Below are 13759 nucleotides of genomic sequence, written 5' to 3'. Positions count from 1 at the left end.
ACAGAATTTTTGTATTTTTTCATGGAATTCTTCCTAATAGATGCTTTCTTGTCCCTACCCTATTAACTAAAATAATGGTAAAATAGGTATGAACGACAAGATTTGAAATGGAGTACCTATGAATACTAAAGAACTCATTGCAGCAGAAATTGCCAAAGTTGTTCCCGAATTGGAACAAGAAAACATTCAAAATCTGCTTGAAACCCCTAAAAATGCTGACATGGGGGACCTCGCCTTTCCTGCCTTCTCATTGGCTAAAGTCTTGCGCAAGGCTCCTCAAATAATTGCAGCAGACATCGCTGAAAAAATCGATGCCTCAAACTTTGAAAAAGTTGAAGCTGTTGGTCCTTACATCAACTTCTTCCTTGATAAATCAAAAATCTCAGCGGACGTTCTTGGACAAGTCATCGCTCAAGGCAGCCACTACGCTGACCAAAACATCGGTCACGGACGTAACATCGCCTTTGATATGTCTAGTCCTAACATCGCTAAACCTTTCTCTATCGGTCACTTGCGTTCAACAGTTATCGCTGATGCTCTTGCCAACATCGTAGCTAAACAAGGCTACAAACCAGTCCGCATCAACCACTTGGGTGACTGGGGTAAACAGTTTGGTATGCTGATTGTTGCCTATAAGAAATGGGGTAGCGAGGAAGCTGTCAAAGCCAACCCTATCAATGAACTCCTTCAACTTTATGTGCGCATCAATGCCGAAGCTGAAGAAGACCCATCTGTAGACGAAGAAGCTCGTGAATGGTTCCGCAAATTGGAAGCTGGTGACGAGGAGGCAACTGCCCTTTGGCAATGGTTCCGTGACGAAAGCTTGGTGGAATTCAACCGTCTTTATGATGAACTCGGTGTTTCTTTTGATAGCTACAACGGTGAAGCCTTCTACAATGATAAGATGGATGAAGTCGTTGACATCTTGACAGAAAAAGGACTTCTCCAAGAATCTCAAGGTGCCCAAGTGGTTAACCTTGAAAAATACGGTATCGAACACCCAGCCCTCATCAAAAAATCAGATGGTGCGACACTTTACATCACACGTGACTTGGCTGCTGCCCTCTACCGTAAACGTACTTACGACTTTGCCAAAGCCATCTATGTGGTTGGTAATGAACAATCTGCTCACTTCAAACAGTTGAAAGCTGTTCTTAAAGAAATGGGCTACGACTGGTCTGACGACATGACTCACGTTGCCTTTGGTCTTGTAACTAAGAACGGTAAGAAATTGTCAACTCGTAAGGGTAACGTTATTTTGCTTGAGCCAACTATTGCTGAAGCTGTTAACCGTGCCCAAGCTCAAATCGAAGCTAAGAATCCAAACTTGCCTAACAAGGAAGCTGTTGCTCATGCTGTAGGTGTCGGAGCTATCAAGTTCTACGACCTTAAAACAGATCGTATGAATGGTTACGACTTCGACCTTGATGCCATGGTATCCTTCGAGGGAGAAACTGGACCTTACGTTCAATATGCACACGCTCGTATCCAATCTATCTTGCGCAAGGCTAACTTCACGCCATCTGCAGATGCTACATACAGCCTAAACGACGTTGAAAGCTGGGAAATCATCAAACTCATCCAAGACTTCCCACGTATCATCAACCGTGCATCAGACAACTTTGAGCCATCTATCGTTGCGAAATTTGCTATCAGCTTGGCCCAAGCCTTTAACAAATACTATGCGCACACACGTATCTTGGACGAAAGCCCAGAACGTGACAGCCGTTTAGCTCTTTGCTACGCAACAGCAACAGTCCTCAAAGAAGCCCTTCGCCTTCTTGGTGTTGAAGCTCCAGACGAGATGTAAGCCATATTCAAAACGCCTACGGGCGTTTTTTTTAATTGCCAAAAAAAGAACCCAACACAGCGTGTTGAGCTCTTTTGGAGATTATGAAAAAGAAAAGTTCGTTGTTCTACAAAAAGTGTAAGCCAACGAGACTTACTGAACTGCGTTCAGTAAAAGTTATTTAGGAGACTTAAAGTATAACCTGACTTCCTTAAAGAAACCTTAAATCGCAGAAAAAAATCCCCTAAGGGATTTTCACAACAGTCCAAAGACCGCTGAAAAGATACGATTGTACAGGCTTCCCAACCTCTTCTTCCTAATCCTCCAAGGTGACCGCTTGTCCAATAGAATCTTTATATAACTATATTACCTTGTTTTGGAAGGGTTTTCAAGCATTTTCTTAAAATATCCTATATAAAACCTCAAAAAAGAAGAAAAAGCCTAGATTTCTAGACTTTCTTCGGGGAGATTTGTTATGAAAAAATTATGTTACCTCTAGCTCACAAAAGCTAGCTGCCTTACTAGGATGGTTATAATATATCTTAATAAACTTAAAAGTAGCTTAAGAGATTATTATTTTTTATCGCTTTTTAAAATAATAAGCAAAATAAGTAATAGTAAGGAACCACTAGGAATATCCATCTCTAAAAACCAAGAGGGGGCTTTGATACTTCCAAGATCATTCATGATGCGGATGATATTATAAGCAATGCTTACTATTAAGAGGCTAAGTTCCAGTAAATAGTTAAGTCGTCCTTTTAAGATTACTAACTTCTCCTTTCTGATCGTTTTCTTGTGATGACCCTATTATAAGGCTGAAAAGGAAACAAAACTAGTGACATAAATGTCACTATCAAAAAAAGCAGGGCAAACCTGCTTTCTGTTATTTTGTTTAGATTAGTCACCCAAACCGATGCGTTCGAAGATTTCATCAACACGTTTAGTGTAGTAAACTGGGTTGAAGATTTCGTCGATTTCTTCTTGAGTGAGACGAGATGTTACCTCTGGATCTGATTCAAGAAGTGGCTTGAAGTCTACTTGGTTATCCCATGATTGGGCAGTCTTTGGTTGAACAAGATCGTAAGCTTGCTCACGTGTCATGCCTTTTTCAATCAAAGTAAGCATAGCACGTTGGCTGAAGATAAGACCAAATGTAGAGTTCATATTGCGGATCATGTTTTCTGGGAAGACTGTCAAGTTCTTAACGATGTTTCCGAAACGGTTGAGCATGTAGTCAATCAAGATTGTTGTGTCTGGTGCGATAATACGCTCAGCTGATGAGTGAGAGATATCACGTTCGTGCCAAAGGGCTACGTTTTCATAAGCTGTCACCATGTGACCACGGATGACACGCGCAAGACCTGTCATGTTTTCAGAACCGATTGGGTTACGTTTGTGAGGCATTGCTGAAGACCCTTTTTGACCTTTGGCAAAGAATTCTTCCACTTCACGTTGTTCAGATTTTTGAAGACCACGGATTTCAGTTGCCATACGCTCGATAGAAGTTGCAATGCTAGCAAGAACTGCAAAGTACTCAGCGTGAAGGTCACGAGGAAGCACCTGTGTAGAGATTTCTTGAGCACGGATACCCAATTTATCGCAGACGTATTTTTCAACGAATGGTGGAATGTTGGCAAAGTTACCTACCGCACCAGAAATCTTACCAGCTTCCACGCCAGCAGCCGCATGCTCGAAACGCTCGATGTTACGTTTCATTTCGCTGTACCAAGTGGCCAATTTAAGACCAAAAGTTGTAGGTTCAGCGTGCACACCGTGCGTACGACCCATCATGATCGTGAACTTGTGTTCTTTCGCTTTGTCAGCGATGATGTTAAGGAAGTTTTCAAGGTCCTTGCGGATGATGTCGTTGGCTTGTTTGTAGAGGTAACCATAGGCAGTATCTACCACGTCAGTAGAAGTCAAACCATAGTGAACCCACTTACGCTCTTCACCAAGAGTCTCAGAAACCGCACGTGTGAAGGCAACCACATCGTGACGTGTTTGCTGCTCGATTTCAAGAATACGGTCGATGTCAAAGTCCGCTTTTTCGCGAATCAAAGCCACATCTTCCTTAGGGATTTCTCCCAATTCAGCCCATGCTTCGTCAGCCAAGATTTCCACCTCAAGCCAAGCACGGTATTTATTTTCTTCAGTCCAAATGTTCGCCATCTCAGGGCGTGAATAACGTTCGATCATAATTAAGATATTAAGGGCGTTAAGCGGACACAGTCAAAATAGGAGTTTAGACGAAGAAGCGTCAGCTTCTAGGAAAAACTATCTTTTTGACCAAGTCCGTAGCCCGTATTCAGTTTTTGTGAATACGAGTACCCTTGTTCCTTTCTTTTTATTTATATTTTGTTTAAATTATATAACTAATATAGCCATTATTAGTAGTACACAAACAATTGTTCCTATAGCAAAATAAAACCTTTGTTTTAAAGAATAATTGTTTTTTTCTCTATCAGTAGTAATACTGTTTGTTGTCTGAGACTTCCAATCACTTGGTTCTCCCATACCTAGAACTCCCATTACACAACCTATAAAACATATTATTAACGATAGAATAAGCCAAAACTTCATTTAAATTGACCACCCACTAATTTACTCTGTCTATATTCGAATGCTTCAGCGTTCTCATTTAATTCTATAGTTAACTCTTCGTGTTTATCCAAAAGTGCCTTAATTTTTTCAAATGGAACCTTGAAGTATTCTTTACGGTTATTTACTTTATTAACCTTATACTCACTTAGTTGATTATGTAATTCAGTCTCTAATGCAAAGGCTTCCTCACTAAAAATCAAAGCATGAACATCAAATTGAAAAGGTACAGACGCACTACTTAATTCCCTGATGCGTTCAAGAGGTTCTAAACGACGAGTAACTCCAATTTTATAAACATCTTCACCAAAAGAACCAATGTTAGAGATTACATATACGTAGCCGGCAGTTGCATGACCTTCACGATAATCAATATCTTCTTCGATTTCATCTAATTCAGATAATTTATCTTGGTACTCAGATAACTGTCTCTGAAGTTCTTCAAACTCTTCACCAGTAGCATTTTTCAAAAGTTCCTCAACCTTAGAAACCATATTTTTAAAGTGAGTTCTATCTTTTTCCAATTGCTTTCGACGTGCTTTAATTTCAGCCTGAAGTTTTTTGTCCTCACGCTCTTTTGCTCTTTGCTCTCGAAGTAATTCTTTTTCTTCTTGCTTCTGTAGCTCAAACTCAGCAGCTAGACGTAATTCTTCAATTTTCAAATTTAGATAGGGTATAGTAATTTCAATTTGATTACGTGAATACATTCTATTTAGTTGTTGGAATGCTTTCTTCAATGCCTGAATTTTCTTTTCAACATTCGAAACAGAAACTTTTACTAACAAGGCATCCGCTTCACCATTAAAGCCACGAATAGCTGCTTTAATAAGCTGATTCTGCATTGCCCTTCCCTTGCTTTGATTATTATCTAAAAGCATAGGTACTATAATTCTACCAGCCTGACCAGATTTAACTAAGTCTTTCTGCTGTTTTCTCAAATTATCTAAAGCTTCCTTATATTTTGTGCTATCAGAAAACTTATACTGTCTTTCAAAAAATCCAAACTCTTGTAATCCAAGTGTGTCATTAGCTAAGGAAATCTCGTTCTGAATAGCAAATAATTCTGACCGTTTCTGAGATAACTCAGTATTTAACGAGACTATATCGTCTGCTATCTTTATTTGAGCTTTTAAATCTGCCAGTTTTGCTTTTTGAATAGCAATCTCTTGATTTAATCTCTGAATTTTATTTTCTAAAGCTTCATCTTTGGGTTTTCCAAAATTAAATATCGCCATTAAGGTCTCCTACTCAAACTCCTCTTTCCCAATCCACACTGATGGATAGTGATCTAGTGTATTCAAATCAGTATCCATCGGCAAATCATAGATAGCTAAATAGTTTTCAGGATATTGAGCAACCAACTCTTCATACTTAGCTCTCACTTTTTCGTGATTGCTACTAGCATACAAGACTTCGACGACTGCTCCAGTCTTATCTTTTTCAACAAATGCGTTGACGATGAGTTGAATCATAAAATCTCCTAAATCGAAATTCCCTTCATATTTGCTTCCAGAATGGGCATCTCAATACCTAACTCCTGACCAGTCTGATAAACACTTTGACAACAATAGAAGATGTCCTGTTTATCATTGTGCAAGGTCATAATTTTTCGGGTCAGCTCATTTTTCGCAAACATGACTTTCATGGCTTTTCCTGCTATCCAAGCGGGAATTTTGTATGGCAAGAGTTCGGCTTTGTAAAGCTTCAAATTCACACCACGCGCTTCTACGACTTTCAAAGCTTCTCGAATGGCCTTAATGGCCAATGATAATTCCGAAGAACTATTCATCAAGTTCAAAGCCAATTCTTCTGGATTTTCCAAATTTCCTGAACGTGCAGCTGTCGAAGTAACACCCGCATTAATCGCCATGTGAATCCAAATCCACTCGACCATATCATGAGGCACTTCCCACTTCAAATCTGCAGAACTCAGCAAAGTCGTCAAATCAGAATAGTTAGAAATGTGCGCTTTTTGCTCACCTTCGAGCATTAAATGGTCAAACAAGACACCATCCAAATGGTCTTCCTGCATATGACCACCCGCTGTCGGAAAGGCCAGAATATAGTCGTAATCTCCTGCCCACTCTTGGACCTCTTTTCGAGTATCCCAGAAATTACAGAAGAAAACAAGGGTGCCTTTGATATTATTTTTTCGCAAGGTTTCCACGGCTTCTTTGACAAAACCATGACGAACACTGAGAAAAATAAAATCATATTCCGAATCAGCTTCTGCCACATGAACCTCATAGGTATCATGCTTGTTCTCACCTTTGGAATGATAGCGACCATCTAGCAAATCAACCGATAGGGATTTGGGAGCATTGTTCCGCTTACTGTCTCTAAGGACATGTTCTACTTGATGACCTGCTTTTTGAAAAGCATAGGCATAAGTCGTTCCAATGACTCCGAGTCCTAGGATTGCTATTTTCACCTAAAAATCAATTCCTTTCCCAAACTCAACCACATTATCTGGTTCATCACTAAACAAAGTCACATGACCCATTTTGCGGTTATGCTTCGCTTCTAGTTTACCATACATGTGGAGGTGGTCGCTTGGATTTTCTGTGACATAACGCTCAGCTGCTTCGACGTGCTGCCCGAGGACATTGAGCATGACAGCTGGCGCATGGAGGTGGATTGTTGGGAGTGGCGCTCCGAGAACGCCCAAGATATGCGTGTCAAACTGTGAAAAGTCGCAAGCTTCGATTGAGTAGTGTCCTGAATTGTGTGGGCGTGGGGCGATTTCGTTGACGATGATGTCATCAGCAGTCGCAAACATTTCCACACAGAGGGTACCAGAGAGGTTAAGTTGCTCAGCAATCTTCACAGCCATAGCTTTAGCTTTCTCAGCTAAACTGTCAGAGATGCGAGCAGGAACGATAGTTTTAGAGAGGATGTTGTTACGGTGGATATTTTCCTGAACTGGGAAAACTGTCACATCCTTGCCGTTACCAGACACGATGACTGAAATTTCAAGGTCGAAGTTAACGAACTCTTCCAAGACACACTCAGCTGAGTTAGCAAGTGCATTGGCCTCTTCCAAATCGTCGGTTGACGTGATAACTTTTTGACCGTGGCCATCGTAACCGCCTGTCGCTGTCTTGAGAACGTATTTTTTAGAAAGGTCAATATCTTCCAAATCAAGGCTAGATGTCACAACCTTGTAAGGCGCAACCGTCACTTTAGCCTTGTTTGAGAGGAAGTCCTTCTCAAAGATACGGTTTTGTGAAATGCGAAGCAGGTCTGTTCCTTGTGGGAGCAGACCGTCTTTGATAACAGCATCAAGGCCGTCAGCATCGACATTTTCAAACTCATAAGTGAGAACATCACAGCTGTCCGCCAACTGACGAAGGGCGTCCACATCGTCATAAGGTGCCACGATAACCTCAGACACACGAGAAGATGGACAATCTGCCGCAGGATCAAGGGTGATAACCTTGTGGCCCATGTAAATAGCTGAGATAGCCATCATCTGACCGAGCTGGCCACCACCGATGATTCCAATGGTTTTAGTTGAGCTCATTTGTAGACTCCTCTGCGATTTTTCCTTGTTCTTCAGCAAAGTTAGCAAGCGCATCCGCAATGGCCTTGTCTTCTACTGAGAGGAGACGAAGGGCAAAGAGGGCTGCATTAGTCGCACCAGCTTCACCGATAGCCATGGTTGCGACTGGAACACCACCTGGCATCTGAACGATAGAATAGAGCGAATCCACGCCACTGAGGGCACGTGATTTGACTGGAACACCAATGACTGGAAGGGTTGTTTTAGCAGCAACCATACCTGGCAAGTGAGCAGCGCCACCAGCACCTGCGATGATGACCTTGATGCCACGACTACGTGCTTCTTCGGCATGCTTGAACATGAGGTCCGGTGTACGGTGTGCGGAAACAACTTTCTTTTCGTAAGCGACACCAAAGTTGTCGAGGACTTCAGCGGCTTTTTGCATGGTTGCCCAGTCAGATTTTGAGCCCATGATAATGGAAATTACTGGTTTCATAGTTAATATCCTTTTTCTTTTTTGATAATGGTCTTAGGTGGTGGGGACGGAAGCAAACCTTCGGTTTCATTCCTAAACTTTGAGCCTAAAGTCTCAAAGTTTCCCCCGACCAGAACAGATCCTGTTCTGGTCTTTTCACCACGGCGACCATTATCGGATTGGCGACTTCGTCGCCTAAAATAGCATTGATATTCGAAAACTCAAAGAAAATCACAGAGTGACAAGGCAAAGCGACGAAGATAGAACTAACGTTCATCAAGGAGCTTTAACACAGTCAATCGAAGATTTTCAAAGAGTTTTATTTGTTAGCCTTGCTACCGATATCGTTTCGGTAGAAGAGGCCTTCTGTGTTTTGTTTGTTGAGTTCGTTGTAGATAATGTTTTGGCCGTCTTTGACGGTGTCTGCTGTTGTGACAAGCATGTAGACACGTCCTCCATTTGAGAGGAGGTCTTGGCCATTTTCAGCGAATTTAGCACCAGCATAGTAAGTGATGATGTCACCCTCTGTCTTGGCTGGGAGCTTGACACCCTTCTCATAAGCGAGTGGGTAGCCGTTTGAGGCTACAACCACACCAAGTGTCACTCCCTTGTCCGTCCAAGTGATGGCTGGCTCTTTGCCTTCCAAAATGTCAGTGATGTTTTGTGCAAAGTCAGATGTCAAACGAGGCAAGATGATTTGCGTTTCAGGATCACCAAAACGAGAGTTGAACTCGATGACTTTAGGACCGTCAGCTGTCAAGATAAGTCCCGCGTAAAGGACACCAGTGTAAGGACGACCTTCTTTGATCATGCCTTCAAGAACTGGCTTGACAATAGTGTCAACTGCTGTGTCAACCACGCTCTGTGGCAAGTGAGGAACTGGCGCATAAGCCCCCATCCCACCAGTGTTAGGACCCTTGTCGCCATCATAAGCACGTTTGTGGTCCTGAGCCGTTGGCATGATGTAGAACTTGTCCCCATTGACAAAGGCAAAGAGAGAGAACTCTTCCCCGTCAAGGAATTCCTCGATGACCACACGCGCACCTGAATCACCGAATTTATTGTCCAAAAGCATCTCGTGAGCAGCTTCGACGGCTTGCTCAACCGTTTCAGCAACGACAACACCTTTTCCAAGGGCCAAACCGTCTGCCTTGACGACGATTGGAGCGCCTTTTTCCTCGATGTAGGCCTTGGCTTCCTCGAAATCTGAAAATGTGCTATAGGCTGCTGTCGGAACGTCGTATTTGACCATGATTTCCTTAGCAAAATCCTTAGACCACTCAAGCTCAGCCGCAGCCTTGGTCGGACCAAAAGCTTTGAGTCCTGCCGCATTGAAATCATCTACGATACCAGCCGCAAGCGCATCATCTGGACCGATAAAGGTCCAAGCAATATCGTTCGCTTTTGCGAAGTCAATCAGATTAGAATGTTCGGAAATTCCGATATTGATCAAATCAAGACCGTCCAATGTCATCCCGTCATTACCAGGAGCCACGAAAACTTGCTCAACGTCCTTAGACTCCAATAATTTCTTGGCAATCGCATGTTCACGACCACCAGAACCAACAACCAAAAGTTTCATTTGAAAGATACCTCAATATCAAATAAGACTAGGGGCAAATGCCCGTTAACGACAATCATTCGGAAAAATTAGCAATTTTCACGAATTATACATAACCATTATAACATATTTGTTCGGAGATATGGGTGTGTATCCAAATTTGGACATAAAAAAGGCGGCCACTTGGACCACCTCTTAGGAGATTTATGAAAAAGAAAAGTTTTTTAGGATGGTATTAGTATAACTTGGAGAGCTTAAAGGAAGCTTAAGAGGTCTAAAAAACATCCAATTTCTTGGATGTTTTGCAAATTCTTAATGACGGAAGTGACGAACGCCTGTAAAGATCATTGTCAAACCATGTTTATCCGCAGCTTCGATTGACTCTTGGTCACGTACTGATCCACCCGGTTGGATGATTGCTTTAATACCTGCTTTAGCGATTTCTTCCACGTTATCTGCAAATGGGAAGAAGGCATCTGAAGCAAGAACAGCACCATCAAGACGGTCTTTAGCCTGCTCAATGGCGATACGGACTGAAGCCACACGGTTAGTCTGACCTGGGCCAACACCAAGTGTCATGTGGTCGTTAGTCACGATGATACCATTTGATTTGACATACTTGATAGCTTTCCAAGCAAACTCAAGAGCTGTCGCTTCTGTCTCAGTTGGTTGGCGTTTAGTAACCACTTGCCAGTCAGCTGGACTTTCTTTGACGACGTCTTGGTTTTGAACGAGGAGACCACCAACAACACCAGTGTATTCTGCTTCTACTTCGCTGGCGTCTTGAGCATCAAATGGCAACTCAAGGATACGCAAGTTTTTCTTCTTAGTTGTCAAGATTTCAAGAGCTTCGTCTGTGTAGCTTGGTGCAATGATGATTTCAAGGAAGACACCGTGCATTTTCTTAGCTGTCGCAGCATCAACTTCACGGTTGAGGACTACAATACCACCAAAGATTGATACTGGGTCTGCTTCATAAGCATAGTCCCAAGCTGTTTCAATGTCAGCAGCTTGACCGATACCACATGGGTTCATGTGTTTGAGAGCCACAACTGTTGGACGGTCTTTGAAATCACGGATGATACGGATAGCGGCATCAGCGTCACGGATATTGTTGAATGACAATTCTTTACCGTTAAGCTGCTTAGCTGAAGCAATTGAGTAAGCCGTTGGCAAACCTTTTTGGTAGAAGTCTGCGTCTTGTTGAGGGTTTTCACCGTAACGCATTGGTTGTTTGAGGTCATAAGTCAAAGTGAGTTTTTCAGGTTTTGTTTCACCCACTTGAGCTGTGAAGTATTCCGCAATCAAAGCGTCGTATGAAGCTGTGTGACGGTATACTTTTGCTGCCAAACGTTGACGAGTTTCGTAACTTGTTTCGCCGTTTGCTGACAATTCGTCAAGAACAACAGCATAGTCAGCAGGGTCTACCACAACTGTTACGCTAGCGTGGTTTTTAGCTGCTGAACGAAGCATAGATGGCCCACCGATATCGATGTTTTCAACCGCATCAGCATAAGTTACGTCTGGTTTGAGGATGGTTTCCTTGAATGGGTAAAGGTTTACCACAACAAGGTCGATAAGTTCGATATTATTATCCTTAGCCGCTTGGAGGTGGCTATCGAGGTCACGACGAGCGAGGAGACCACCATGGATATTTGGGTGGAGAGTCTTCACACGACCGTCCATCATTTCTGGGAAACCAGTCACATCATCGATGGCAATGGTGTCTACCCCAGCATTATCAAGGGCAACTTTGGTCCCACCTGTTGAGATGATATCCCAACCAAGTTTCTTGAGTTCTTGGGCAAATTCAACAATGCCCGCTTTGTCTGAGACTGAAATAAGTGCTCGTTTAGTCATTTTCTTTCTTTTCCTTTTTTAAAAAAGTTCTTTAGCTGCTACAGTCAAAAATTATCTTTCAGCTCTAGGGCTTTCTTATTTTCGTGCAACTCCCAAACTATCCAAGACTTCTGGATAGAGCTTGTACTCTGTTTCGTGGATACGAGTTTCGAAAGTATCAAGGGTATCACCTTCAAGGCGTGGCACACGGACTTGTTTGATAACCTTACCGGTATCAACACCAGAATCCACCCAGTGAATAGTCACACCAGACTGGTCAACACCTGCATTCCAAGCATCCTCAATGCCATGAGCACCTGGAAATTCAGGAAGATAAGCCGGGTGGATATTTATGATACGACCTTCATAAGCTGCCAGCAAGGTTGGGCCAACGATTTTCATATAACCCGCCAAGCAAACCAAATCAATCTGGTGTTCATCCAAGAGTTTGACGATAGCTTCTTCATAAGCCGTTTTATTGTCAAATTCCTTGAGCTCAAAGGCATGGCTAGTCACACCAAGATTCTTGGCACGTTCTAAGACATAGGCATCACGGTGATCTGAAAAAACAAATTCTACTGGAAATTGTTCCGCAATCACCTGAAAGTTTGAGCCGTTGCCAGAGGCAAAAACAGCAATCTTCATATTCGATACAAAGGGACGTTTCGGCTAGCCGAACAGTTTCGTAGAAAAATAGGAAATCATTTTGTGTGCAAGCACCCAGCAATGATTTCTCTTTTTTCCTAGAAAATGAGTCCCGTGTTCAGTTAGGCTTGCTAACTAAACACTCCTTTCTACAATTTCTCCGTATAAAATGGTGATTTCACCATTATTTTATCACCACACTTGCGCCATCTTTCTTCACAATACGACCAATTTCATAAACAGGTTCGTCAAGAAGTTCTTTGACACGTTCAACATTTTCTGGTTTAACCGCAAGCATGAGACCAATACCCATGTTGAAGATTTCAAACATTTCTTCATGTTTGATTTCACCATATTTTTCAAGGGCTTTAAAAATTGGAAGAACTGGCACTTTGCTTTCATCAATTTCAGCAGCCAAGTCATCTGAGAACATACGTGGTACATTTTCGATGAAACCACCACCTGTGATGTGGGCAATACCGTTAACCAATTCTTCTTTGATGAGTGGCAAAGCTGCTTTGACGTAGATACGAGTTGGTTCAAGAAGAACGTCTTTAAGTTTTTTGCCTTCAAGCTCTGGGAGAACTTCTTCCCCTGTGTAATTAGCAAATACACGACGCACGAGTGAGTAACCGTTGGAGTGGATACCGCTTGAAGCAAGTCCAAGAAGCACATCACCTTCAGCTACTTTTGAGCCGTCGATGATTTGAGATTTTTCTGCGATACCTACCGCGAAACCTGCCAAATCATAGTCGTCTTCACCATACATACCAGGCATTTCAGCAGTTTCACCACCAATAAGGGCTGCACCAGCTTGCACACAACCTTCAGCAACACCAGCAACAACCTGCTCCAATTTAGCTGGTTCATTTTTACCAGTTGCTACGTAGTCAAGGAAGTAAAGGGGCTCAGCACCTGCAGCGATGATATCGTTAACACACATAGCGACACAGTCTTGACCGATAGTATCGTGTTTGTCGTACTTAATAGCAAGCATGAGTTTAGTACCGACACCATCTGTACCTGAGATCAAAACAGGCTCTTTGACACCTGTTTTTGAAAGGTCGAACATACCACCGAAGCCACCGAGAGCTCCCATGACACCTGCACGCTCTGTACGGGCAACGTGTTTTTTGATACGTTCAACAACTTCATAACCTGCTTCAACATCCACACCCGATTGAGCGTAAGCATTTTTATTTGTCATTTTATTTATTCCTTTTCTTTTTTCGAGAAAGAGTGCGACGTATTTTTAGATGAACCATCTTTTTATCTAAAAATACTAGTCAGGTCTCTATCTTTGACCCCATAGGGCAAAGTGTCTACTGACAAATGCTTTAGCTTTTAGTC

At 42.4% G+C, this 13759-nt stretch carries 11 protein-coding genes; 1 reads left to right on the top strand and 10 read right to left on the bottom strand.

All coding sequences use genetic code 11. The features are described from left to right. Positions 1-118 precede the first annotated feature (118 nt). The gene (argS, locus tag V471_RS03095; protein ID WP_002886311.1) at positions 119-1810 is read left to right on the top strand and encodes an arginine--tRNA ligase; all 1692 of its coding nucleotides are present in this window, start codon (positions 119-121) and stop codon (positions 1808-1810) included. A gap of 876 nt (positions 1811-2686) precedes the next feature. Here the strand turns inward: argS and purB are convergent. From purB to purM, 10 genes are all read right to left on the bottom strand, one after another. Then, complete coding sequence (purB, locus tag V471_RS03090; protein WP_002886310.1) at positions 2687-3985, bottom strand: adenylosuccinate lyase; 1299 nt, start codon at positions 3983-3985, stop codon at positions 2687-2689. A gap of 380 nt (positions 3986-4365) precedes the next feature. After that, positions 4366-5622: an SNIPE associated domain-containing protein gene (locus V471_RS03080; RefSeq protein ID WP_002886307.1), complete on the bottom strand. Its 1257-nt coding sequence runs from the start codon at positions 5620-5622 to the stop codon at positions 4366-4368. Positions 5623-5631: 9 nt separating this feature from the next. Continuing rightward, positions 5632-5859: a hypothetical protein gene (locus tag V471_RS03075; protein ID WP_002886306.1), complete on the bottom strand. Its 228-nt coding sequence runs from the start codon at positions 5857-5859 to the stop codon at positions 5632-5634. Between the two features lie 8 nt (positions 5860-5867). Beyond that, complete coding sequence (locus V471_RS03070; protein ID WP_002886305.1) at positions 5868-6818, bottom strand: ketopantoate reductase family protein; 951 nt, start codon at positions 6816-6818, stop codon at positions 5868-5870. Beyond that, positions 6819-7910, bottom strand: a complete 1092-nt coding sequence (purK, locus tag V471_RS03065) for a 5-(carboxyamino)imidazole ribonucleotide synthase (protein ID WP_084871093.1) — start codon at positions 7908-7910, stop codon at positions 6819-6821. Further along, positions 7897-8385 carry a 5-(carboxyamino)imidazole ribonucleotide mutase gene (gene purE, locus V471_RS03060; RefSeq protein WP_014633767.1) on the bottom strand — a complete coding sequence of 163 codons (489 nt, stop codon included), beginning with the start codon at positions 8383-8385 and terminating at the stop codon, positions 7897-7899. The genes purK and purE overlap by 14 nt, the downstream gene beginning before the upstream one ends. A gap of 298 nt (positions 8386-8683) precedes the next feature. After that, positions 8684-9946 (bottom strand): phosphoribosylamine--glycine ligase, encoded by a 1263-nt coding sequence (purD, locus tag V471_RS03055; protein WP_002886301.1) that lies wholly within the window; start codon positions 9944-9946, stop codon positions 8684-8686. 291 nt (positions 9947-10237) lie between these two features. Next, on the bottom strand, positions 10238-11785 hold the full coding sequence (gene purH / locus V471_RS03050) for a bifunctional phosphoribosylaminoimidazolecarboxamide formyltransferase/IMP cyclohydrolase (RefSeq protein ID WP_002886300.1): 1548 nt from the start codon (positions 11783-11785) through the stop codon (positions 10238-10240). 75 nt (positions 11786-11860) lie between these two features. Further along, positions 11861-12409, bottom strand: a complete 549-nt coding sequence (purN, locus tag V471_RS03045) for a phosphoribosylglycinamide formyltransferase (protein ID WP_002886299.1) — start codon at positions 12407-12409, stop codon at positions 11861-11863. A 184-nt stretch (positions 12410-12593) separates the two neighbouring features. After that, positions 12594-13616: a phosphoribosylformylglycinamidine cyclo-ligase gene (gene purM, locus V471_RS03040; RefSeq protein WP_002886298.1), complete on the bottom strand. Its 1023-nt coding sequence runs from the start codon at positions 13614-13616 to the stop codon at positions 12594-12596. Positions 13617-13759: the final 143 nt, after the last annotated feature.

It is taken from the genome of Streptococcus salivarius, assembly GCF_002094975.1.
GTDB classification, from domain to species: Bacteria; Bacillota; Bacilli; order Lactobacillales; family Streptococcaceae; genus Streptococcus; species Streptococcus salivarius_D.
This window is presented reverse-complemented; position numbering and strand designations above follow the sequence as displayed.

Excerpts from the sequence above, each read along its gene's own strand:
- argS (WP_002886311.1), top strand. The coding sequence starts at position 119 with ATGAATACTAAAGAACTCATTGCAGCAGAAATTGCCAAAGTTGTTCCC.
- purB (WP_002886310.1), bottom strand. The coding sequence starts at position 3,985 with ATGATCGAACGTTATTCACGCCCTGAGATGGCGAACATTTGGACTGAA.
- V471_RS03080 (WP_002886307.1), bottom strand. The coding sequence starts at position 5,622 with ATGGCGATATTTAATTTTGGAAAACCCAAAGATGAAGCTTTAGAAAAT.
- V471_RS03075 (WP_002886306.1), bottom strand. The coding sequence starts at position 5,859 with ATGATTCAACTCATCGTCAACGCATTTGTTGAAAAAGATAAGACTGGA.
- purK (WP_084871093.1), bottom strand. The coding sequence starts at position 7,910 with ATGAGCTCAACTAAAACCATTGGAATCATCGGTGGTGGCCAGCTCGGT.
- purE (WP_014633767.1), bottom strand. The coding sequence starts at position 8,385 with ATGAAACCAGTAATTTCCATTATCATGGGCTCAAAATCTGACTGGGCA.
- purD (WP_002886301.1), bottom strand. The coding sequence starts at position 9,946 with ATGAAACTTTTGGTTGTTGGTTCTGGTGGTCGTGAACATGCGATTGCC.
- purH (WP_002886300.1), bottom strand. The coding sequence starts at position 11,785 with ATGACTAAACGAGCACTTATTTCAGTCTCAGACAAAGCGGGCATTGTT.
- purN (WP_002886299.1), bottom strand. The coding sequence starts at position 12,409 with ATGAAGATTGCTGTTTTTGCCTCTGGCAACGGCTCAAACTTTCAGGTG.
- purM (WP_002886298.1), bottom strand. The coding sequence starts at position 13,616 with ATGACAAATAAAAATGCTTACGCTCAATCGGGTGTGGATGTTGAAGCA.